Origin of the sequence: Brevibacterium moorei (assembly GCF_024580735.1) — a bacterium.
GTDB lineage: Bacteria > Actinomycetota > Actinomycetes > Actinomycetales > Brevibacteriaceae > Brevibacterium > Brevibacterium moorei.
The window spans coordinates 1-20,849 of record NZ_JANIJX010000036.1; the positions used below are offsets into that span (position 1 = coordinate 1).

Below are 20,849 nucleotides of genomic sequence, written 5' to 3' on the forward strand. Positions count from 1 at the left end.
GTTCCGGCTTGGAGTCGTCCCTTCACAACGACGATCCCAAGCCGGAACCACGACGGACTCACGGGAAACCACGACTCAGAACCGGGACCACGACGGACTCACAACTCGCGGCCCCGCGCCGCCTACCGGTGCAGCACCCAGCTGGCCAGTTTGTTGCCCACGAACTGCGCCAGCTGGACCAGCACGATGATGATGACCACCGTGACCAGGGTGACCTGCCAGTCGAACTGCTGGTAGCCGTAGGTGATCGCGAAATCGCCGATTCCGCCGCCGCCCACGACGCCGACCATCGCGGACATGTCGACCACCGCGATGAGCATGAAGGTGTAGCCCAGGATCAGCGGAGCCAGGGCCTCGGGCACCACCACGCCGAACAGTGTGCGCAGTCGACCGGCCCCGCAGGCGCGCGCGGCCTCGACGATCCCGGGGTCCACCGCCACCAGGTTCTGTTCGACCACCCGGCCGATCACCACCGAGGCCATGAGCACCATCGGCACGATCGCCGCGGAGGTGCCGATGGTCGTGCCGACCACCAGCATGGTCAGCGGCCCCACCGCGGTGATGAAGATGATGAAGGGGATGGGGCGGATGATGTTGACCAGGAAATTCAGGATCTGGAAGACCACCGGCTGTTCCAGCAGATTGCCGGGCCGGGTGGCGTAGAGGGCCGCGCCGATCAGCAGGCCCACAATGCCCGAGGCGATGATCGTCACGAGCACCATGATGAAGGTCTGCCCCAGCGATTCCAGTAGCACGGGGCTCAGCAGTGACCAGTCGGTTTTCATCGTGTCTCTCCGTTCGTCTCGGGCTTCGGTTCGGCTGTGGCCGAGGTCCCTGCCGCGCTTGCGGGCCCGCCCTCGCCGGCGGGCGGCCCGGCCTCTGCCCCGTCGAGGAATTCGACCTGGGCGCGCGCGCCGATGTCCGCGGCGGCGGCCGCGATGTCCGCGGGCCCACCGGTCAGTTCGAAGACGAGCGTGCCCACGGTGGAGTCGCTGACCTCGGTCAGCCCGCCGAAGACCAGTCCGTACTCGACGTCGTATTTCTGGAACAGCCGGCCCGTGGCGTCCGAGGACAGCCGGTCGGTGATCCGCACGGCCAGCAGCCGGCCGTGGTGGTTCGCGCGCAGCCGCTGCAGCGACTCCCCCGTGGGCACCGAGGGGATCGCCGTGGACACGAAGCGCTTGGTGACCTCGGCCTGTGGATCGGCGAAGACCCGGTAGGTGGGGCCCGATTCCACGACCCGACCGGCCTGCAGGATCGCCACATCGGTGCACAGGTCCTTCACCACCGCCATCTCGTGGGTGATGACGACGATCGTGGTGCCGAAGCGGCGGTTGATCTCCCGCAGCAGGGCCAGAACCTCGGTCGTGGTGTCAGGGTCGAGGGCGCTGGTCGCCTCGTCTGCCAGCAGGATGTCGGGCTGATTGGCCAGTGCCCTGGCGATGCCCACCCGCTGTTTCTGCCCGCCGGACAGCTGGCCGGGGCGCATCCTGGCACGGTCGGACAGGCCCACGAACTGCAGCAGTTCGGCCACCCGCTCCTTGATCTTCGCCTTCGGCACGCCCGCCACGCGCAGCGGATAGGCGACATTGTCGGCCACCGTGCGCGAGGAGAACAGGTTGAAGTGCTGGAAGACCATGCCGATGCGCGAGCGCACAGGACCCAGCTGGTTCTCCGTGAGCGTGGTCAGGTCCGTCCCGTCGACGATCACCTGTCCGGCGGTGGGCCGCTCAAGGGCGTTGATGAGACGGACCAGGCTGGACTTGCCCGCGCCGGAGTACCCGACGATGCCCAGCACCGATCCCCGCGGCACGTCGAGGCTGATGCCGTCGACTGCACGCACCTCTGGCTGCTTCGCGGCTTTGCGCGCCGGATAGACCTTCTCCACGTCCACGAACCGGATATGGGGTTCTCGAGTGACACTGTTCATGGCCACACCGTAGGCAGATCAACACTCTGACCTGGGCCTTCACCGTCATATACGAGATCACAGCGCGTCATCGGACGTCATTTTCGAACACCTGGCGCAACACTTCGTCACGCCCGGCACCCCACCCTGACTTTTATGACAGCCCGGTCCGAATTATCCCCGCATCGGCATAGTGTCCAGTCCCAGAACAGCCGTCCAAGCACCTACCGAAACGAGATCCGCTATGAGCATCCGCAAGAACCACACGACCTCCCCGACTCAGTCCCACGCGCAGCCCCGCGGCAAGAAGCGGACACCCGTACGCCTGGCCCTGGGCACAGTGGCCGCGGGCCTGGCCCTGGCATTGAGCGCCTGCGGTGGCGCGGCGAAGGCCAATGACGATTCGAAGGTCGTCATCGGCACGGATTCGGGCACGGAGGAGTACTTCCAGCTGCTCAAGTCCAAGCTCAAGGACGAGGGCATCGACCTGGAGGTGAAGAACTTCACCGACGGGGTGCAGATCAACAACGCCACACAGAACGGCGACGTCGACATCAACCTGTTCCAGCACATCGCCTTCCTGTCCCAGTTCAACGTCAAGAACGGCGGGGACCTGGTCCCGGTGGGCGCGACCGCGGTCTACCCGCTGCCGTTGTACTCGAAGAAGTACAGCAACCTGGACCAGCTGCCCAAGGACGCGACGATCGCCCTGCCCAGCAACCCCACCAACCAGGCCAGAGCCCTGCTGAACCTGCAGGCGGCGGGCCTGCTCAAGCTCAAGGGTGGCGGTAATTCCCTGTCCACCCCTGCACAGATCGAATCGAGCAGCCTGAAGATCAAGCCGGTCGACACCAATCAGACCGTCAACGCCCTGGCCGGCGGCGCGGATGCCGCGGTCGTGAACAACACCCAAGCGCAGAAGGGCGGGCTGACCTCCGATCAGATCATCTACCAGGAGGATCTGGGCTCGCACGTGGGCGACGCCTATATCAACGCCTTCGTCGTCAAGGCCGAGAACAAGGACGATGAGCGCTGGAAGAAGATCACCGACGCCTACCATTCGCCCGAGATCGAGGAATCCGTGCGCAAGCTCAACGGCGGGGCGCTCGAGTTCAAGGCCGACTGGACCCAGGAGAAGCTCCAGAAGCTGCTCGACCACGAGGAAGAGGTCGCCAAGCAGGGCTGAGGCACCCGCCTCGGCGGGAGTTCAGCGGGGGTCGAGGTGGTCGCGCAGCCGGTACTCCGCGATCCGGACATCGCCCGAGCTCTCGCGCACGACCTCGGCCACCCGGTCCAGGATCCGCCCGGCCGGAGTCCATTTGGCCCCGCCGGCAGCCTGTACCCGGCCACGCTGCGTGCGCAGTTCCGGGGCCGAGGCCTGGGGGTAGGCGGTACGCAGGTGCCGGGAGAAGTCCCGCACCCAGGCAAACGTCGCCTCCCCGCGCTTGGCCTGACCGTGGGCGATCGCGTCGAGCGCGTCGGCCCACGGATTGCTCAACGGGCGACGCTTGACCGTGGCATCGCGGAAGGCGGTGCGCAGCTCGGTGAAACCGGCCGGCCGCAGTTCCAGCCTGGCCCGGTTGAGTTCGGGATCCGGCCGGAACACGCAGGCATCGCAGCCGGCACGGCAGGTCTCGAAGGACTGCCAGACCCGCGCCCTGGCGAAGCTCGCGGCCTGACCGGCATCGGTCCTGGTCGGTTCGAGCCCACAGCCGTAGTCCTCGAGGAATTCCCTGATGTGGTGGTGCCAGTCCGGGGGCGCTGCCGCGAAGAGTTCGGGGAACAGATCACGGACGTGGGCCCGCGGCTGCACCCTGCGGTGTTCGATGATGAGAAAGCGGGCGCGCTCGGCGATGAGCGCGCCCACCGCCACGCGTTCGGTCATCGCGCGCACGAAGTCATCCGGGATCTCCTCGGCCGGAGATACGCCATAGAACACTGTGGAACGTCCCCTCAGACCCCGAAGGCCCAGATGAGCGTCCGCGCCCTGGTCCCGTCCCACCAGGCGGCGTCGTGCCCACCGCGGAACTCGTGGTATTCGGTCTCGAACCCGGCGGCGACGATGGTCTGGTGCAGCCAGCGGTTGGCCAGGATCTGCCACGCGTGGGCCGGTGGCGGGCCCAGTTCCAGGTCCCCGCATTCCTGGTAGACCCGCACCCGCGCGGCGCCGGCCGCGGCCTCGGTGCCGGCGCGCCGGAACCGTTCGACCAGGAACAGTTCGGGCTCGCCCTGCCCCGCGCCCTGGCCGTGCTGGGCCCGCGGCACGCCGGGCAGCAGCTCCGCCTGGCGCTGATACCAGGCCGAGGGCGAGTGCATGATCGCATTGCCGAACAGATCGGGGCGGTCCAGGGCCGTGACGGCCGCACACAGGCCGCCCAGGCTCTTCCCACTGAGCGCGGCATCGGCGGGGTCGGTCGACAGGTCGAAGCGCTCGCGCAGCAGTGGAAGCAGTTCCTCCGCCAGGGCCCGGGTGAAGGAATCGTTGGCGGTCAGTTCGCTGTCGCGCAGTCCGGCCTCGTCGACCAACACGATGGTCACCGGCCTGATCAGCTCCGCGGCCAACAGCGCATCGCGCAAGCGCGGTGCGGAATGATCGGGGATCCCGTCGAACAGCAGTAAGTAGGGATGGGGCCCCACGTACTCCGGCGGCGGCGGGGAGACCCAGACGGACCGGGAATTACCCAGGATCCGACTGTCGAAGGTCACCTCCTCCAGGCGTGGGGCCACCGGCGCGCCGGTCTCAACGTCCGTGCGGACCTGCTCCAGCGCCTGCCGGACCACGGGCTCGAAGGTCAGGGCCTGCGGCAGCTCCGCGATATGGCGGCCCAGCTTCGGATCGCCGATCTGGGCCACCCTGTTGTAAACGTCGTCGGCCAGCCAGGCGCTGCCATCATCGGCCAGGTCGATGAGCGCATAGGTGAATCTCAGGTCCGCGGGCATCGTGATGGTCTGCACCCGCAGTTCGGTTCCGGGAATGTCGGTGAACACCCCGCGGGCCGGCAGGGCGCGGTCGATCAGGGTCATCACGGTCGTCTGGGTCTGACCCGAGGCCGCCCGGGTCCCCGGGTCCACCGCGCGACTGCGCACCTTGGCCGGGGTATCGGAGTGCGGCACCGCCAGATCGCGCACGAAGGTGACGTTGACCAGCTGCGCTTGGCCCGCGGCGATGCGCGCCGCCGGGTCAGGGTCCTTGACGGGGTCGATCAGCGGGGTGCCGACCTCCCGCAGGTGGGCACGGAAGTCGTATGGGCTCATCAGCCCATCCGCCAGGGCGCGCACTGCGGCATTGGGATGGGCCGCGGCGGGGACCTCGATCATGGAACTCCTTGTGACGCCCAGACGGCGCAGACGACAGTACTAAGGTCACCCTACCCTATTGGACGTGGACGGGCCAGGAGCTTGTTAGGCTTGTTGCCACCATGGACAAAGAAGCATTCACCTTGCGCCCCGGCGAAACGATCCTGCACTCCGGCCGGGCAAACGTGCAGCGCGGGATCGACCATTCCGCCGGCGACCTGGTGCTGACGAACCAGCGCCTGCACTTCACGCCACACGTCTACAAGGCGAAGTCGAACCCGGTCGTCGAGATCCCGCTGCGGCGGATCACCGCGGTCGAACACGCCACGACCAAGGCATTCGGCTTCATCCCCCTGGTGGCCAATGCCCTGCTCATCCACCAGGACGCCGGCGGTGCAAGCAGTGCTGACAAGCCCTACCGGATCCTGCTGGACAAGCGGAAGGTCTGGGAGGACCTGATCGAGAAGGCACGCGCGGCACTGTAACCGCGCACAGCACTGCAGCAGTGACGCGCTTCATATCCACAGGCTCGACGCCGAACATATAATTACATACTGATACGTGCATATCACGCGGGTCCACATCCCGCTCCACGGCTCGAAAGGGAGGCGGCATGCACGAACACGATCCCCAGCCCGAAAACGAGGGGGCCGGCACCGGTGCCCCCGGTCACGGCGCACCCGGTCACGGCGGACTGGGCCACGATCACGGCGGCCCACACGGTCCCGGCGGCGCGACCTCGCACGTCCGGCTGCTCATCGCCTTCTCCGTCACGGCACTTGTCTTCCTGGCCGAACTGGTCACCGGCCTCGTCTCCGGCTCCCTGGCCCTACTGACCGACGCCGGTCACATGGCCGCCGACGTCATCGGCCTGGGCATGGCGGTGTTCGCCGCGAACATCGTGCGCCGCCCGCGCACCGACACCCACACCTGGGGCTGGGCCAGGGTCGAGGTCCTCGTCGCCGGCGCCCAGGCCACCCTGCTCATGATGGTGGGCCTCTACGGCGTCTACGAGGGCATATCCCGCCTGTTCCACCCCGCCGAGGTGCACTCACAGGGAGTGCTCGTCGTGGGGATCGTGGGCCTGCTGGCCAATATCGTCAGCGCCCTGGTGCTGTTCGGCGCCAGGGACGGCAGCCTCAACCTGCGCGCGGCCTTCCTCGAGGTGATGGCCGACGGCCTGGGATCGGTGGCCGTCATCGTCTCGGCCATCATCGTCTGGTCCACCGGCTGGGAGTACGCGGATTCCCTGGCCGGTCTGCTCATCGCCATCGTCATCGTGCCCCGCGCCTGGGCGCTGCTGCGCCGGGTCTACGGCATCCTCGTCGAAGAGGCCCCACCGGAGCTCGACCTGCGCGAGATCGTCGCCCATATCGAGGGCATCGACCAGGTGACGGCCGTCCACGACGTCCACCTGACGCGGGTGGGCTCGTCCCTGCCGGTCCTGTCCGCCCACGTCACGCTGCGCAACGACTGCTTCCACGACGGCAGCACCCTGGAGATCCTGGCCCGGATCCAGGACTGCCTCAAGGAGCACTTCCCGCTGGCCATCGAACACACGACGATCCAGTTCGACAGCGTCCGCGGCGCCAGGGAGGAGAACCTCAAACACGGGCAGTGAGGGCGCGGACCCACGCAGGGCCTCGCGCTGGCGCCACCCGGCCCAGGCGGGTTCGCACACTGCGCGTCCCGCGCAACCGCCCTACCGTTTGTTCGAGGTGAACAGCGCACGGATCAGGAAGTAGACGATCACCGCCACGCCCACCACGATCACGCCCTTGAAGGCCAGGCGCATGAGCGAGAAGATCGCGCCCACCAGCCACCAGGCGATGACGAGGGCCAGGATCGCGCCGATGATGCTCCACAGGTTCTTCATGCCACCAGCCTACGGGGCGAAGCTGAGCGGCGCCTCGGCCAGGACCGTGACCATGCCGCCCGCCCGGGCCTCGGCGCCGGCCAGGGCCGCGACCTCGGCGAGGACGAAATCGTGCATCGCGGACGCCGCGAACCCCGTGCCCACGCCGGCGCGTGCGCCCAGGTTCACGGTGCGCTCCAGCGGCGGGTCGACGACCCTGGCGTGGTGCAGTTCGGGGTGGCCGGCGACCACCATCGCCGGGACCACCGCGATCCCCAGCCCGCGCGCCACGAAGCGCAGCACTGCGTCCATCTCGGCCCCCTCGACGGCGATCCGGGGCACCAGGCCCGCCGCGGCGAAGGCCGCATCGGTGGCCTGACGCAGATCGTAGCCGCGGGAGAAGGCGACCTGGGGCAGGGCCGCCACTTGTGCCAGGGACAACTCCTCCGGCAGCGCGCGGTGGCCGATGACCACCAGCCGCTCGTGCAACAGCGGGGTCAGTTCCACCTGCGTCGAGGCCGCGCCCGGCTTGGCTCCTCCTGCGCCGGGACCACCGGTCTCCCCGCGCGCGCCGGCGCCCTCCCGGGTGACGATGAGCGCCAGGTCCAGCTCCCCCGACTCGAGCCGCTCCGACAGGACGTGGGAGCCGGCCTCCATGATCTCCAGATCCACCCCCGGATGGCGGGCGCGGAAGCCGGCCAGGACCTCGGCGACCAGGGACACGCACAGGGTGGGCGGGGCGCCCAGGCGCACGCGGCCACGGCTCAGCCCGGCCAGTTCCGCGATCGTCAGGCGCGCGGTGTCCGCGTCGGCGATCATCCGGGTGGCGATCGGCAGCAGCTCGACGCCGGCGGCCGTCAGTCGCGCGCCGGCATGGTCGCGCTCGAACAGCGGAGCGCCGAGGTCGCGCTCCAGCGCGGCCACCTGCCGGGTGATGGTCGGCTGGGTGGTCACGAGCTCCTCGGCCGCGCGGGTGAAATTACCCAGCCGGGCGATCGACAGGAACGTCTGCAGGTGGGAAATATTCATGCGTCCCCCGAATGGACTCCATAGAAAAAAATCATTGGCAGAATACAGCCTAACCTAACTATGGTTGCCCATATGACGAATGCAGCCTCACAGAGCACATCCCACAGCGCCCCTCACACCACCCACCACAACGGACCCGCCACCGGTGGCGAGCGCCTCATGACCACCGGCGTGCTGGTCATCGGAACCGGCGGCGCAGGTCTGCGCGCGGCCATCGAATTGGCCGAACGCGGCATCCAGGTGCTGGCCGTCGGCAAGCGGCGCAAGCACGATGCGCACACCACCCTGGCAGCCGGCGGCATCAACGCGGCACTTGCCACCATGGACCCGGAGGACACCTGGCAGCAGCACGCCGCGGACACCCTGCGCGAATCCTATTTCCTGGCCGACCCGCGGATCGTCGAGGTCGTCACCAAGAACGCCGCCCGTGGCATCGACGACCTGGAGCGCTGGGGCATGCCGTTCGCCCGCGAGGAAGACGGCCGGATCAGCCAGCGCTTCTTCGGGGCGCACAAGTACCGCCGCACCTGCTATGCCGGTGACTACACGGGCCTGGAGATCCAGCGCACCCTGATGCACCGCGCGGCCGAACTCGATGTGCCGATCATCGACACCGTCTACATCACCCGGCTGTTGACCGCCGACGGCAAGATCTTCGGCGCCTACGGCTTCGACGTGGTCGACGGTACCCCCGTGCAGATCCACGCCGATGCCGTCATCCTGGCAGCCGGCGGCCACAACCGGATCTGGCGGCGCACCTCGAGCCGCCGCGATGAGAACACCGGCGACTCGTTCCGCCTGGCGGCCCTGGCCGGCGGCAAGATCCGCGACGCCGAGCTCGTGCAGTTCCACCCCTCGGGCATTCTGGAACCCGAGGACGCGGCCGGCACCCTGGTCTCCGAGGCCGCGCGCGGCGAGGGCGGGATCCTGACGAACGCGCTGGGCGAACGCTATATGTCCAAGTACGACCCCGAGCGCATGGAGCTGTCCACCCGCGACCGGGTGGCCCTGGCCGGGTACACGGAGATCGCCGAGGGCCGCGGAACGGCCAACGGCGGCGTCTACCTGGACGTCTCGCACCTGCCGCGCGAGGTCATCATGGAGAAGCTGCCGCGCGTCTACCGGACGATGATCGACCTGCAGATGCTCGACATCACGACGACCAAGATCGAAATCGCACCGACTGCGCACTATTCGATGGGCGGCGTCTGGGTCACCGCCGAGGAACACTCCACCGGAGTCGACGGCCTCTACGCGATCGGCGAGGCCTCCTCCGGGGTACACGGCGCGAACCGGCTGGGCGGGAACTCGCTGATCGAACTGCTGGTCTACGGGCGCATCACCGGCGAGGCAGCAGCGGAGTACGCACTGAACAACCTGAACGTGACCCGCGATCTGGCCGCAGTGGACGAGGCCAGGGCGGAGATGGCCGCCCTGCTGGAGTCCACCGGCACGGAGTCCGCGCGCAAGCTGCAGCGCGAGATCCGCGATCTGATGACCGAGCACGCCGGCGTGGTCCGCTCCGAGGAGAGCCTGCGCGAGGGCCTGGCGAAACTGACCGACATCGCCGAGCGCGAGAAGCACGTGTCCGCGCATCCGGACATCGCGGGCTTCGACGATCTGGCCCATGCTTTCGACCTCAAGGGCTCACTACTGGCTGCACGCGCCACCCTGGAGTGCGCAATCGAGCGCCGTGAGACCCGCGGCTGCCACAACCGCTCCGACTACCCGGAGATGGACCCCGCACTCAAGGGCAACTTCATCTGGACCCCGGACGGCGGGGTGAGCTTCGAGACCCTGCCGGAACCGGATGAGGAAATCGCCCGCCTGGCCGCCGAGGACATGGACGACTCCCCCAAGGGCAAACTGGTGGAGTAACCGCCCCCTCCTCTTGAGTTCCACTACAACCTGAATTGTCGAAAAATCACGGTTTCACGCTGAGATTCGACAATTCAGGTTGTAGTGGAACTTTGGGTTGGGGTGGGTGCTCAGGCCAGTTCCGGGGTGTCCCACAGGTTCAGCTGCACGCCGATGCCCTGTTCGATCGCATTGCGGTAGACCACCGAGGCCCAGGCGACGTCCTCGACGGGCATGCCGCCCACCGAGTACAGCACGATCTCCTCTGCGGACTTCCGGCCCGGTGCCTGACCGGTGACGACCGCGCCCATGTCCTCGATATCGGTCCGCGCCAGCTTGCCCTCGGCCACCAGGTCGGTGAAGCGGCAGCCCAGGATCGGAATGTAGCGGTGGGTGGGCGCGGGGTTCTCATCCGCCCAGGCCTCGTAGAGTCCGTAGTTGTCGACGACCTTGCGGACCTCGGGCGCTTCCATCCCCGCATCGATATTGACCGCCGCCGGCATGGACAGGAAGGCCCCCGGCTTGACCCAGGCCCGTTCGACGGTGGGGTACTGGGCGGGATCGTTCGGCACGCCCGAGGCGCAGAAGGTGACGATATCGCTGTCGCGGACCACGGCCTCGAGGCTGTCGACCTCCTCGACGAGCAGCTGTGGGAAGTGCCGGGCGACCCAGGCGGTGAAGGCGTCCAGGCTGGCGCGGCCCCGGCCCAGGACCTTGACCGTCTCGATCCCGGGGCGCACCGCCATGAATGCCGCCAGGGAGGTCTTCGCCATGGTGCCCGGCCCCTGGATGCCCACCACCTTCGCGTCCTCGGGCGCGAAGTACTTGGCGCCCACGCCGGGGATCGCCCCGGTGCGGTAGGCCGACAGCAGGTTCGCGGACATGATGGCCAGGGGCGCACCGGTGTCCGCGTCGTTGAGCGTGAAGGTGTGGATGGAGCGCGGCAGGCCCTTGTCCCGGTTGGCGATGTTCGAGCCGTACCATTTGACCCCGGCCTGGCCGAAGGAGCCGCCCAGGTAGGCGGGCATCGCCATGAAGCGGCGGTCCGGGGTGGCCAGCGGCATATCGGGGAATTCGGATTCCGCGGGGAAGAGCACCAGCGCGCCGTGGGAGTCGTTGTTGTCCCCCGCCATCCGGTAGTCGCCGGTGTGCAGTAGGGCCAGAACCTCCTCCATGGTCTCGACGCAGCGCGGCATATCGGTCACGCCCGCGCGGATCATGTCCGGCTCGGACAGGTAGAGGAAGTCGATGGCCGTGTCCGGCCTGGTCGCATCCTCGCTCGCCTGGTTCGGTGAGCTGCTCGTCATTTCGTCCCCATTTCAATCCCCGCTTCGGTCACGTGTCCTATATCTCATCCCAATGTGCCACACCCATGGTCCGTCTGGCAGATTTCAAGCACGTAAACCGCCCATTCATGGTAGAAATGGTGACACACACCACTCCACAAAAGGACTTCTCCATGCCCCTTGCCCAATCCGCGGATACCGCGGGCGTTCTGCAGCTGGCCAATATGCCCTTCCTGTGGGTCCTGGCCATGGCGGTATTCGCCGTCATCATCATCCAGTCCACGATCTACATGATGGCCGTGCGGCGCAACGTCGCCGCCGCCGATATGACGAAGAAGGAGGCCAATACCGCCTTCCGCGCCGGAGCCGTATCCGCGATCGGCCCGTCGCTGGCCGTCGTACTGGTCTCGATCGCGATCCTGCCGCTGTTCGGCACACCGCCGGTGCTGGTGCGCATCGGCCTGATCGGCTCAGCCGCGACCGAGGTCGCCGAGGCCACCGCGGCCGCCGGCACCATGGGCGCGGGCCTGGGCGGGGAGGGCTGGAACGCCGATGTGTTCACCGTCGCCCTGTTCGCCATGAGCCTCTCGGGTGCCGGCTGGATGCTGGCCACGCTGATCCTCACCCCGATCCTGTCGAAGGGTTCGGACAAGGTCGCCAAGGTCAATCCGGCACTCATGGCGATCATTCCCTCAGCCGCACTGCTCGCCGCATTCGCCACTTTGACCATGCAGGAACTGCCGAAATCCGGGGTGCATCTACTGGCCGTGGCCGTATCCGCGATCGTGATGTCGATCTGCCTGCTCATCGCCAAGAAGTTCGAGGTGGCCTGGCTGCGCGAATGGGCGTTGGGCTTCTCCATCATGGCCGCCCTCATCGCCGCCGGCATCGCCACGGCCTGAGCACCACAGCCTGAAAGGACTGAAGAACCATGAGCATTTCAGCAACGCAGAAGTCGGCACTGGACCGGAACTTCACCCGCACCACGAACGTGTGGGGCAATATCACCCTGTTCACGGGCTTCCTGATCGCGACCTATATCCCCTTCCACGTCCTGTTCTTCACCGATGTGGACGTCTCCTGGGGCCAGATCATCGCGGGCTTCCTGGCCGCGGCCGCCGCCTTCGGGGTGTTCTGGGTCGTCGAGCCCATCACCTATTTCCCGATCCTGGGGCCGGCCGGCATGTACCAGGCGTTCATGATCGGCAATATCTCGAACAAGCTGCTGCCGGCGGCGATCGTCGCCCAGTCGACCATCAAGGCCACTCCTGGCACCCGCAAGGCCCAGTTCGCGGCGACCGCTGCGATCTGCGGTGCAGCGGTGATCCACGTGTCCTTCATGCTGGTGTTCGTCGGCATCCTGGGCTCCTGGGTCGTCTCCATTGTCCCGCCGGAGATCACCAAGGTCGCCCAGAACTACATCCTGCCGTCCATCCTGGGCGGAGTGCTGGTCCAGCTGATCGTGACGACGAAGAACCTGCGCGTGACGATCGCGGCCCTGGTGGTGGGGGCCCTGGTCGTCTTCGGCCTGATGCCGCTGCTGCCGGCTTTCTTCTCCGGTTTCACCATCGCCATCTCGGTCATCATCACGTGCTTCGCCGCCTGGTTCACCCGCGATAAGAAGGTGCACGAGGCCGGGCACATGGAGGACGAGCTCTCCGGTCCCGGCATCAACTGAGGCCCGGGCCCGGCGGCCGGCGCACGACTGCTCGCGGCGCTGCATCCGCTAAACACCACTCTGGCGCGGAAACTACCTGCTGTAACAGGTGGTTTCCGCGCCAGAGTGGTGTTTATGCGCTGGCGGCCCGTGTGCGAGCAGCCGGCTCAGAGGTGGACGGTCAGGCCGTCCGCGGTCGCCGCGCCGTAGTACATATCGCCGCTGTTGTAGGCGATCACCCCGGCACCGGTGGCAGGGACCACGATGACGCCACCGTCACCGTCCGCGGCGGCGACCCCGTCCAACGCGATGGCCGCGGCCTCGGCCACGGGCCTGCCTGCCAGGGATACCAGGGTCGCGATCGAGTGCGCGGCGACCGTGCGCATGAACGACTCGCCCTTGCCGGTGCACGACACCGCGACCGAGGCGTCGTCGGCGTAGGTGCCCGCGCCCAGGATCGGGGTATCGCCGATCCGCCCGTCCATCTGCCCGCTGATCCCGCCGGTGCTGGTGGCCGCGGCCACGTGCCCGGCCGCATCGCGGGCCACCGCTCCGACCGTGCCGTGGGTCTGTCCGGCGGAGCGCTTGGCCAGGAAATCGGCCAGCTGGGTCCGGCGCTTCTCGGTGATGAAGTACTCCGCCGGCGCGGTTTCCACTCCCCACTCGCCCAGCAACTCCTCCGAGGGCGCCGTGATGAGCACGTGCGGAGTGCGTTCCTTGACCGCACGCGCCGCCGTCACCGGGTTCTTCGCGCTCTTCACCGCGGTCACCGCCCCGGCCGTACCGTCGCCGGCCATGATCGCCGAGTCCAGCTCCGCCCGCCCGGCCAGTGTCAGCGCGGCACCCCGGCCCGCGTTGAAGTGCGGGGCGTTCTCCAGTTCCATCACCGCGGCCTGTACCGCGTCGAGTGCGGAACCGCCTGCGGCCAGCACGGCCTGCCCGGCTTCCAGGGCCGAGGTCAGACCGGCCTCGGCGGCTGCCGCGTCTTCCGGGGACAGGGGCGCTCGGCGGGCACCGGCTCCGCCGTGGATGATGAGCAGCGGGCCGGAATCGGTGCCGAAGGAGGCGGTCTCCACCGGGTGCACTGCGGCTGCCGAGTCCATCGACTGGCTGGTGGGATCCACGCTTGTGGCCGCGTTTGTGGCCGGGGCGGACCCCGGATTCGAAGTGGGTGCGGGGCTGGGGTTCGAACCGGGGTTCGCAGTGGTTTCCGTCATGGGTTCAGTCTAATGAGGCGGGACACTGTCGGGCGGGCCGTGACGGCAGCGGCGTTATCCCGTCAAAACGAAAACCTGGATGTGAGTTCAAAACGTGAACTCACATCCAGGTCCGTGTGGCGATAAGGACAATGCTCAGTCGTCGGTGACGGTGACCGTGACCTCGATATTGCCGCGTGTGGCATTGGAGTAGGGGCAGACCCGGTGAGCGGCATCGGCCAGGCGCTGGGCCTGATCGTGCGGCAGATTCGGAATGACGACCTCCAGGGCCACGGCCAGCTGGAACCCGCCCTGGCCGTTGTCGCCGATGCTCACGCGGGCACCCACGGTGGAATCGCCCAGATCCGCCTTCTCCTGCCCACCCACCATGCGCAGGGCACTGTGGAAACAGGCGGCGTAGCCCGAGGCGAACAGGGCCTCCGGATTGACTCCGCCACCGGCGCCACCCATTTCCTTGGGCGTGCGCATCTCGAATTCCAGCGCTCCGTCCATCGCGGTGACGTGACCGTCCCTGCCATTACCGGTCGACAGGGCCTCGACTGTGTATGCGGCTTCCATGGGTATCTCCTCTACTGAGTCGGATCTTCCATCGGACACCGCCAGTCTCCTCCCGGAGCCTGACCACGGCCTGAACAGCGGGTGAATGTGTGCGCTGGGCGGCGGGGCGGGGGTGGCCAAGGGCGGCGGGGGATGCCGCGCGGACCGCCGCGCAGCCGGCCGAGTTCCCGCAGGGGGTGGTCGGGCGAACCTCCGTATGGGACCATCTCCTCATGAGCCACGCAACGCAGCACACGCAGAAGTGCCAGGGCATCACCCCGTCGATCCTGTCCATCCGGTCCTCCGGATCGATTCTGTCGATCGGGTCGAAGAACTCCGTGCTGTCCATCGGCAGCGTCGGTTCGGCCCTGTCGATCGGTTCCATCGGGTCATTCGCATCTGTGCTGTCGATCGGATCGGCGGTCTCTGCGGTCGCCATCATGTCGTGGTTGTCGTGCGGGGCGATCATGCGGGCCCGGCACAACGCCCTGCGCTGACCGTGCCGCAGAGCTCAGATCGCTTTGGAGCTCAGCTCAGCCGGAGGCGTGCGCCGCTACCGGCGGCGTTCGGCTCAGCCCTTGACCTTGCGGATCCCATCGGAGCGCCCGGTGAACGCCACCGAGGCCTGCGGCCCCTGCGCGAAACGCGACAGCCGGAACGTCTCCAGCTGCTGCGCGGGTACGCCCGTGGCCAGTTCCCCGGCCAGCAGTTCCCCGGCGATCAACGCCAGGGTCGCCCCCGAATGGGTGAATGCGACCGACAGACCCTCGATGCCTGGCACCGGGCCCAGCACCGGATCGCCGTCGCCGGGCACCGGCTTCATGCCCGCCCAGATGTTCACGATCTCCAGACGCGGATTGCCCGCCAGCACGGCCCTGGCCTCGTCGAGCTGTTCGAGTGCCACCGCCCGATCCACGTGGAAGCGGCCGGCCTCGTCGACCTCGACCCCGGCCGTCGCCCAGTCCGAGTCCAGCGCGAACAGCCCGCTCGGTGCTGGGCGCAGGGCCACCCGCGGGGTGTTGAGCACAGCGCGCAGTGGGTGCGGCGCAGCGGCGGGGGCAGCCTGGATGAGCAGCGACTTGGGCGTGGAGTCCGGGACGTTCACGCCCAGCTCGCCCAGCAGTGCCGGGGTCCACGGACCCGTGGCGATGAGCACCCGGTCAGCCGGGATGAACTGGCCCTGTGAGGACCGGGCGCCGGTCACGCGACCGCCGGCGACCTCGGCGTTCCAGGTGCCCGCATTGGCCACGATCCGCCCGCCGGCGGCCACGAACCGCGGGAGCAGGTAGGCGGCCAGGCCGGGCAGGTCGACCCAGCCCTCGTTCGGGTTGAGGATGCCGCCTTCGGGGGCGACGACGTCGGCTGCGACGCCGGGCACGCGCTCGGCCACCTGGTCCTGGTAGATCCATTCCGAGGGGTAGTCGACGTCGACCTCGGCGGCGTGCCGGGCTTTGAAGGACTCGCCCGGGTCGGCCCAGGTGAAGCCGCCGTCGAAGCGCAGGAAGCGGGCGGAGGCGGGGTCGCCGGACAGGGCCCGGTAGCGTTCCATCCCGGCCAGGCGCAGGCCATGGTATTCGGGGGTGCGGATGCTCGTGGCGCCCGCCGTGTTCAGCCAGGACAGCGACCTGCCCGAGGCGCCCGAAACCGGGTTGCCGTCGGTCACCAGGGTGACCTGCAGGTGGTGGCGGGTGGCCAGATGGTAGGCGGTGGAGACGCCGATGATGCCGGCGCCGATCACGACGACGGCTGGCTGTTCTGCGGTGGGTTCGGACATGGGGTGCTCCTTGTTCTTCACTGGGCCGTTGTTCGGTTAGTGGCGGCTGCTATTTAGTTGGCTGCGGCGCGGGCCGCTTCGATGACGTCCATGACCGCCAGGGCCTGCTCCCGGGTCACGGGCGCCGGCGCCGTGCCGCCCAGCCAGGCGGCCAGCCGGTCGTAGAAGTCCAGGTAGGTGCTCACCGGCAGGGCGATCTCCACCGGCGCGGCGTCGATTCCGGCGACTGTGCTGTCGGCAGGGTCGGTGGAGTCAGGACCGGTGGCGGCGGTGGCGAGCCGGGCGGCCTCGGCCACGGCGGTGCCGGAGACCGTGGCGGTGCGCTGGGTCCTGGCCGGCGCGTTCGGGTCGGTGTACTGCGCGTCGCCGGGCAGCATACCGGACTTGAGCAGGGGCTCCTGCGGGTCCAGGCCGACCGAGGCCAGGCCGCCCGAGGTACCCAGCACCCGGAAGCGCTGGCCGGGGACGGCCGCCAGCCCGTTCATCCGCAGTTCGCTGACCACGCCCGAGGTGTGGACCAGATCCAGCCGCACGTCGTCTTCTGCGACGGCTCCTTCTGCACGACGGTCCAGATGCACCGATTCAACGCGTTCGACCGAGCCGAAGAGTTCAATGGCCTGGTCGATCAAGTGCGGGCCCAGGTCCAGCAGCAGACCACCGCCCTCGGCCGCCGTGGTGCGGGCCTTCCACCCCTTGCCGGGAGCGGGTTTGAACCATTCGAAACGCGATTCGAAGCGGTAGACCCGCCCGAAGGCCGCGTGGTCCACCAGTGCCTTGATCGCACGGAAGTCGTCGTCGCAGCGGCGGTTCTGGTAGACGCTCAGGCCGACTCCGCGAGCATCGGCCAGGTCGAACAGTTCCTGAGCTGCAGCCGCCGTGGGCGCAATCGGCTTGTCGACCAGAGTCGTGACGCCGGCCTCGATCGCCTGGCGCACGTGTTCGGCGTGCAGACCCGTGGGCGAGCCGACGATCAGCAGGTCCAGACCAGAACGCCGGCCGGTGGCTGCACTGGAGGAGTCGAGGTCGGAGGCAGCGTGGGCCGCCAGCAGGTCCTCGATCGTATCGCAGGCCTCGGCCCGCGGGGCCAGTTCCGCCAGGTCAGCGCGTTTGGCCGGATCACGGGTGACTACACCCGCCAGTTCGAAGGCCGGGTGCTCCAGGACGAACGGAGCGTGGAACACCCTGCCCGAGGTCCCGAACCCGACAATGCCCACACGATAGGGGTGGGTGGAGTTGGCCTGCATGGTTGGAACACCTTTCAAACTGGAGTCGCGGGAGGTATAGGAGGCGCGGGAGGCATGGGAGCGTTCCCAAACACTCCTAACGCTATGCGGTCGCTGTGACCTGCGTCAACGTTCACACTCGATGAACGACCCCTGCATCGAGTGTCCGCTTCATGTCACCAGCACCGCCCTGCAGACGACATGAACCGGACTCTCGATGCCCCGGGGTGCAATCGAGTGTGACCTCATTTCTTGGCCGGACGTACCGTGATGGTCTCAAACTGCGCGGAACGGTCGGCGTCGACCGCCACGCGTACCGCCTCGGCCACGGTGACGGCCTTGACGAAGTAGTCGGGATCGTAGTCCAGGCCGCCGCCACCGCGCACCGCCTTGCCCATGTCCGTGTCAACGAAGCCCGGGTGCACCGAGACCACGCGCACGCCGTCGTCGCGCAGTTCCTCACGCAGGCAGTCGGCCAGGGTGTGCAGGGCGAACTTCGTGGCGGTGTAGGGCAGGCCGCGCGGATAGGACATGAGGCCGGAGCCGGAGTTGATGAACACGATCGTGCCGCGGGCTTTGCGCAATGCCGGGAGGTAGCGCTGGGTGATCTCGGCGACGGCGAACACGTTCACGGCGAAGGATTTCTCCCAGGCCGCGCGGTCGAGGTTTTCCAGCCGATCCTGGATCGCAATTCCCGCCGACTGGACGAGTACGTCGAGCCCATCGGGCATGGCGGCCGGGTCAGGGAAGGTGGAGAAGTCGACCGCAGGCGCGGCCAGATCGGAGGCGAAGTAGTCCACCCCGGTGACCCGGTCGGATTCCGCCACCGGGCGCGAGGCCCCACCGAAGACCGCGTGATCACTCACCAGGTCTTCGACGATGGCCCGCCCGATCCCCCGCGAGGCCCCTGTAACGAGTGCTGTTTTCATGGATTTCCTGGAATTCACGGCTGGAGTACTCCCTGTCGCGCCGAGGCCGGCTGGTCCGCCCTGCCCTTCCATCCTCGCATCACGATGGCCGGACCGCACGCGCCACCGCCACCCCGCACACGTATCATTATGTGTGCCACATCACTCATAAGCAATGCGCTCAGGAGACCCGTATGACCACCGACCACACCGTCCAGATCTTCACCGGAGCCCATGTCTTCGATGGCCAGGCCTTCATCGGCGCCAAAGACGTCGTCGTCACCGACGGAACCATCACCTCGGTTGTCCCTGCCGGCACCGCCGCGGCAGCGGAATCCGCACAGAGCTCCCCCGCACCCACGGTCGTCGACGCCACCGGCAAGACCCTGACACCGGGCATCATCGACTCCCACGTGCACGTGAAGATGTGGGACGCCGGCTCCCTCATGAAGTACGCCGAGCCCTTCTCCTACCCGTTCTACAAGTCGGTGGTGAACCTCAAGGCGACACTGCACGGCGGTGTCACTTTCGCCCGCGACGCCGGGCACGCGGATGCCGGCCTGCGCCTGGCCCTCGAGCGCGGCGACATCGAGGGCCCCAAACTGCGCTTGGCGATCACCGTGATGAGTCAGACCGGTGGACACGGCGACAGCCTCACACCCTCCGGCGTCCCCGGGCCCAACAGCCTGAGTTATCCGGGCATGCCCACCTCCGTGGCCGATGGGGTCGACGGGGTGCGCAAAAAGGCCAGGGAGATCCTGCGCGCCGGCGCCGATCAGATCAAGATCTGCTCCACCGGAGGCGTTATGAGCCCCTCCGACGACCCTCGGCACAGCCAGTTCACCTATGACGAGATCCGCACCATCGTCGAGGAGGCCGAGGCGCAGGGCACCTATGTCATGGCCCATGCCCAGGGCACGCAGGGGATCAACAACGCCCTGCGCGCAGGCGTCCGGTCGATCGAACACGGCATCTATCTGGACGAATCCACGATCGAACTGTTCCTGGACAATGACGCCTACCTGGTCCCCACCCTGCAGGCGCCCCTGGCCGTGATCAAGAATGCGGACGCGGGCATGCCGATCTCCCCGGTCGCCGTGGCCAAGGCCCGCACCGTCGCCCAGATCCACGCCGAGGCCGTCGCCCGGGCGTACGAGGCGGGCGTCAAGATCGCGATGGGCACCGACGCCGGGGTCGGCCCACACGGCCAGAACCTCGAGGAGATCGAGCTTATGGCAGGCGTCGGGATGAGCATCGAGGACGCACTGACCGCCTCCACTTCCACCGCGGCTTCACTCCTGCGCGTCGAGGACCGGGTCGGCAGAATCGCACCGGGGCTGGCCGCCGATATCGTACTGTTCGACGGCGACCTGGCCCAGGTGGGTGTAGGCGATATCCGGCAACGGGTCGCGGCGGTCTACCAGGACGGAATCCAGCGCCGGTGACCCGGCCCGACCCCACCAGAAGGGAAAACCAAACAGTGCACCAGCAGCACACGCTCAGCGACTTCCGATCCGATACCGTCACCCGTCCATCACCCGAGATGCTCGCCGCCATGTCGGCGGCCGAGGTGGGCGACGCGGTCTACGACGACTGCCCCACCACCTCGGCACTCGAACGGCTGGCAGCCGAGCGACTGGGCAAGGAGGCGGCGCTGTTCTTCCCCAGCGGGACCCAGTCGAACCTGGCCGGGTTGATGGCCCATTGCGGCCGAGGCGATGAGTACATCGCGGGCCAGCAGGCCCATGTCTACCGCAGCGAGGGCGGCGGCGGTGCGGTGCTCGGATCGATCCAGCCCCAACCGCTGCCCAATGAGGCCGACGGGACCATCGCGCTCGACGCCATCGCGGCTGCGATCAAGCCCGATGACTTCCACAATGCAATGACCAGACTGTTGGCCCTGGAGGACACCTTCAACGGCATCCCCCTGCCGGATGACTACCTGCAGCAGGCCACCGAACTGGCCCGCGCACACGGCCTGGCGACCCATTTGGACGGCGCTCGGCTGATGAACGCTGCGGTGGCCACCGGGCGCGACCCCGCGTGGATCGCCGGCTGGTTCGACACGGTGTCCCTGTGTCTGTCCAAGGGACTGGGCGCGCCGATCGGCTCGCTGCTGGTCGGCCCCAGGGACCTGATCGAGCGGGCCAGGCGGGTCAGGAAGATGGTGGGAGGTGTCCCTATGTTCTTTGTCAAGCGATTCGGTAGATTTTTCCCGGAATCCGCTTGACTCAGTTTGGGGCGTGCTGGGGTGACCGGTTGACCGTGTAGTTCGTCGTCACGGTGCCACCAGTTGGTCG

21 protein-coding genes are annotated in these 20,849 nt (G+C 67.9%); 9 read left to right on the forward strand and 12 right to left on the reverse strand.

From position 1 onward, the window contains the following. Window positions 1-122: 122 nt before the first annotated feature. Window positions 123-785, reverse strand: coding sequence for a methionine ABC transporter permease (locus tag NQ034_RS15210; protein ID WP_257049885.1), 663 nt, complete (start codon window positions 783-785; stop codon window positions 123-125). After that, window positions 782-1,930, reverse strand: coding sequence for a methionine ABC transporter ATP-binding protein (locus NQ034_RS15215; protein ID WP_257049886.1), 1,149 nt, complete (start codon window positions 1,928-1,930; stop codon window positions 782-784). Before NQ034_RS15215 ends, NQ034_RS15210 begins: the two co-directional genes overlap by 4 nt. Window positions 1,931-2,153: 223 nt before the next feature. Here NQ034_RS15215 and NQ034_RS15220 point away from each other — a divergent pair, with 223 nt between their 5' ends. Further along, entirely contained in the window at window positions 2,154-3,095 is a 942-nt protein-coding gene (locus NQ034_RS15220; protein ID WP_257049887.1) for a MetQ/NlpA family ABC transporter substrate-binding protein, read from the forward strand. A gap of 21 nt (window positions 3,096-3,116) precedes the next feature. Here NQ034_RS15220 and NQ034_RS15225 read toward each other — a convergent pair whose 3' ends face one another. Then, window positions 3,117-3,848, reverse strand: a complete 732-nt coding sequence (locus NQ034_RS15225) for a hypothetical protein (RefSeq protein WP_257049888.1) — start codon at window positions 3,846-3,848, stop codon at window positions 3,117-3,119. Window positions 3,849-3,862: 14 nt separating this feature from the next. Continuing rightward, window positions 3,863-5,227, reverse strand: coding sequence for an alpha/beta hydrolase (locus tag NQ034_RS15230; protein WP_257049889.1), 1,365 nt, complete (start codon window positions 5,225-5,227; stop codon window positions 3,863-3,865). Between the two features lie 101 nt (window positions 5,228-5,328). Here NQ034_RS15230 and NQ034_RS15235 point away from each other — a divergent pair, with 101 nt between their 5' ends. Both NQ034_RS15235 and NQ034_RS15240 read left to right on the forward strand, forming a co-directional pair. Beyond that, on the forward strand, window positions 5,329-5,691 hold the full coding sequence (locus NQ034_RS15235; RefSeq protein WP_257049890.1) for a hypothetical protein: 363 nt from the start codon (window positions 5,329-5,331) through the stop codon (window positions 5,689-5,691). Between the two features lie 128 nt (window positions 5,692-5,819). Continuing rightward, window positions 5,820-6,827, forward strand: coding sequence for a cation diffusion facilitator family transporter (locus tag NQ034_RS15240; RefSeq protein ID WP_257049891.1), 1,008 nt, complete (start codon window positions 5,820-5,822; stop codon window positions 6,825-6,827). An 81-nt stretch (window positions 6,828-6,908) separates the two neighbouring features. On the opposite strand, the gene NQ034_RS15245 is transcribed toward NQ034_RS15240, so the two are convergent. Both NQ034_RS15245 and NQ034_RS15250 read right to left on the reverse strand, forming a co-directional pair. Continuing rightward, window positions 6,909-7,082 (reverse strand): hypothetical protein, encoded by a 174-nt coding sequence (locus NQ034_RS15245; RefSeq protein ID WP_257049892.1) that lies wholly within the window; start codon window positions 7,080-7,082, stop codon window positions 6,909-6,911. A 9-nt stretch (window positions 7,083-7,091) separates the two neighbouring features. Beyond that, window positions 7,092-8,090: a LysR family transcriptional regulator gene (locus NQ034_RS15250; RefSeq protein ID WP_257049893.1), complete on the reverse strand. Its 999-nt coding sequence runs from the start codon at window positions 8,088-8,090 to the stop codon at window positions 7,092-7,094. Between the two features lie 159 nt (window positions 8,091-8,249). On the opposite strand from NQ034_RS15250, the gene NQ034_RS15255 reads away from it, so the two are divergent. Next, window positions 8,250-9,968, forward strand: a complete 1,719-nt coding sequence (locus tag NQ034_RS15255) for an FAD-binding protein (RefSeq protein WP_257049905.1) — start codon at window positions 8,250-8,252, stop codon at window positions 9,966-9,968. A gap of 110 nt (window positions 9,969-10,078) precedes the next feature. Here the strand turns inward: NQ034_RS15255 and NQ034_RS15260 are convergent, their stop codons facing one another. Continuing rightward, complete coding sequence (locus NQ034_RS15260) at window positions 10,079-11,254, reverse strand: ornithine cyclodeaminase family protein (protein WP_257049894.1); 1,176 nt, start codon at window positions 11,252-11,254, stop codon at window positions 10,079-10,081. 152 nt (window positions 11,255-11,406) lie between these two features. On the opposite strand from NQ034_RS15260, the gene NQ034_RS15265 reads away from it, so the two are divergent. Together NQ034_RS15265 and NQ034_RS15270 are read left to right on the forward strand one after the other, a co-directional pair. After that, the gene (locus tag NQ034_RS15265) at window positions 11,407-12,135 is read left to right on the forward strand and encodes a DUF5058 family protein (protein ID WP_257049895.1); all 729 of its coding nucleotides are present in this window, start codon (window positions 11,407-11,409) and stop codon (window positions 12,133-12,135) included. A gap of 29 nt (window positions 12,136-12,164) precedes the next feature. Beyond that, window positions 12,165-12,911, forward strand: coding sequence for a hypothetical protein (locus tag NQ034_RS15270; RefSeq protein ID WP_257049896.1), 747 nt, complete (start codon window positions 12,165-12,167; stop codon window positions 12,909-12,911). 146 nt (window positions 12,912-13,057) lie between these two features. On the opposite strand, the gene NQ034_RS15275 is transcribed toward NQ034_RS15270, so the two are convergent. Then, the gene (locus tag NQ034_RS15275; protein ID WP_257049897.1) at window positions 13,058-14,107 is read right to left on the reverse strand and encodes an isoaspartyl peptidase/L-asparaginase family protein; all 1,050 of its coding nucleotides are present in this window, start codon (window positions 14,105-14,107) and stop codon (window positions 13,058-13,060) included. Between the two features lie 135 nt (window positions 14,108-14,242). Beyond that, window positions 14,243-14,665 carry an organic hydroperoxide resistance protein gene (locus NQ034_RS15280; protein WP_257049898.1) on the reverse strand — a complete coding sequence of 141 codons (423 nt, stop codon included), beginning with the start codon at window positions 14,663-14,665 and terminating at the stop codon, window positions 14,243-14,245. Between the two features lie 212 nt (window positions 14,666-14,877). On the opposite strand from NQ034_RS15280, the gene NQ034_RS15285 reads away from it, so the two are divergent. Further along, on the forward strand, window positions 14,878-15,141 hold the full coding sequence (locus tag NQ034_RS15285; protein ID WP_257049899.1) for a hypothetical protein: 264 nt from the start codon (window positions 14,878-14,880) through the stop codon (window positions 15,139-15,141). A gap of 74 nt (window positions 15,142-15,215) precedes the next feature. Here NQ034_RS15285 and NQ034_RS15290 read toward each other — a convergent pair whose 3' ends face one another. The 3 genes from NQ034_RS15290 to NQ034_RS15300 all read right to left on the reverse strand — a co-directional run bounded on the left by NQ034_RS15290 (window position 15,216) and on the right by NQ034_RS15300 (window position 18,570). After that, a complete protein-coding gene (locus NQ034_RS15290; RefSeq protein ID WP_257049900.1) occupies window positions 15,216-16,418 on the reverse strand; it encodes an NAD(P)/FAD-dependent oxidoreductase in 1,203 nt (400 codons plus the stop codon). A gap of 53 nt (window positions 16,419-16,471) precedes the next feature. Continuing rightward, on the reverse strand, window positions 16,472-17,662 hold the full coding sequence (locus NQ034_RS15295; protein ID WP_257049901.1) for a Gfo/Idh/MocA family oxidoreductase: 1,191 nt from the start codon (window positions 17,660-17,662) through the stop codon (window positions 16,472-16,474). Between the two features lie 224 nt (window positions 17,663-17,886). After that, the gene (locus NQ034_RS15300; RefSeq protein ID WP_257049902.1) at window positions 17,887-18,570 is read right to left on the reverse strand and encodes an SDR family oxidoreductase; all 684 of its coding nucleotides are present in this window, start codon (window positions 18,568-18,570) and stop codon (window positions 17,887-17,889) included. Window positions 18,571-18,743: 173 nt separating this feature from the next. On the opposite strand from NQ034_RS15300, the gene NQ034_RS15305 reads away from it, so the two are divergent. Continuing rightward, window positions 18,744-19,994: a metal-dependent hydrolase family protein gene (locus NQ034_RS15305; RefSeq protein WP_257049903.1), complete on the forward strand. Its 1,251-nt coding sequence runs from the start codon at window positions 18,744-18,746 to the stop codon at window positions 19,992-19,994. 35 nt (window positions 19,995-20,029) lie between these two features. Then, a complete protein-coding gene (ltaE, locus tag NQ034_RS15310; RefSeq protein WP_257049904.1) occupies window positions 20,030-20,779 on the forward strand; it encodes a low-specificity L-threonine aldolase in 750 nt (249 codons plus the stop codon). Window positions 20,780-20,849 lie beyond the last annotated feature (70 nt).

What these genes read in the sequence shown, in the direction of transcription:
- NQ034_RS15235 (WP_257049890.1), top strand. Translation starts at nt 5,329, where the DNA reads ATGGACAAAGAAGCATTCACCTTGCGCCCCGGCGAAACGATCCTGCAC.
- NQ034_RS15285 (WP_257049899.1), top strand. Translation starts at nt 14,878, where the DNA reads ATGAGCCACGCAACGCAGCACACGCAGAAGTGCCAGGGCATCACCCCG.
- NQ034_RS15290 (WP_257049900.1), bottom strand. Translation starts at nt 16,418, where the DNA reads ATGTCCGAACCCACCGCAGAACAGCCAGCCGTCGTCGTGATCGGCGCC.
- NQ034_RS15275 (WP_257049897.1), bottom strand. Translation starts at nt 14,107, where the DNA reads ATGACGGAAACCACTGCGAACCCCGGTTCGAACCCCAGCCCCGCACCC.
- NQ034_RS15260 (WP_257049894.1), bottom strand. Translation starts at nt 11,254, where the DNA reads ATGACGAGCAGCTCACCGAACCAGGCGAGCGAGGATGCGACCAGGCCG.
- NQ034_RS15250 (WP_257049893.1), bottom strand. Translation starts at nt 8,090, where the DNA reads ATGAATATTTCCCACCTGCAGACGTTCCTGTCGATCGCCCGGCTGGGT.
- NQ034_RS15245 (WP_257049892.1), bottom strand. Translation starts at nt 7,082, where the DNA reads ATGAAGAACCTGTGGAGCATCATCGGCGCGATCCTGGCCCTCGTCATC.
- NQ034_RS15215 (WP_257049886.1), bottom strand. Translation starts at nt 1,930, where the DNA reads ATGAACAGTGTCACTCGAGAACCCCATATCCGGTTCGTGGACGTGGAG.
- NQ034_RS15300 (WP_257049902.1), bottom strand. Translation starts at nt 18,570, where the DNA reads ATGAAAACAGCACTCGTTACAGGGGCCTCGCGGGGGATCGGGCGGGCC.
- NQ034_RS15265 (WP_257049895.1), top strand. Translation starts at nt 11,407, where the DNA reads ATGCCCCTTGCCCAATCCGCGGATACCGCGGGCGTTCTGCAGCTGGCC.
- NQ034_RS15305 (WP_257049903.1), top strand. Translation starts at nt 18,744, where the DNA reads ATGACCACCGACCACACCGTCCAGATCTTCACCGGAGCCCATGTCTTC.
- NQ034_RS15295 (WP_257049901.1), bottom strand. Translation starts at nt 17,662, where the DNA reads ATGCAGGCCAACTCCACCCACCCCTATCGTGTGGGCATTGTCGGGTTC.
- NQ034_RS15230 (WP_257049889.1), bottom strand. Translation starts at nt 5,227, where the DNA reads ATGATCGAGGTCCCCGCCGCGGCCCATCCCAATGCCGCAGTGCGCGCC.
- NQ034_RS15240 (WP_257049891.1), top strand. Translation starts at nt 5,820, where the DNA reads ATGCACGAACACGATCCCCAGCCCGAAAACGAGGGGGCCGGCACCGGT.
- NQ034_RS15220 (WP_257049887.1), top strand. Translation starts at nt 2,154, where the DNA reads ATGAGCATCCGCAAGAACCACACGACCTCCCCGACTCAGTCCCACGCG.
- NQ034_RS15255 (WP_257049905.1), top strand. Translation starts at nt 8,250, where the DNA reads ATGACCACCGGCGTGCTGGTCATCGGAACCGGCGGCGCAGGTCTGCGC.
- NQ034_RS15280 (WP_257049898.1), bottom strand. Translation starts at nt 14,665, where the DNA reads ATGGAAGCCGCATACACAGTCGAGGCCCTGTCGACCGGTAATGGCAGG.
- NQ034_RS15270 (WP_257049896.1), top strand. Translation starts at nt 12,165, where the DNA reads ATGAGCATTTCAGCAACGCAGAAGTCGGCACTGGACCGGAACTTCACC.
- NQ034_RS15210 (WP_257049885.1), bottom strand. Translation starts at nt 785, where the DNA reads ATGAAAACCGACTGGTCACTGCTGAGCCCCGTGCTACTGGAATCGCTG.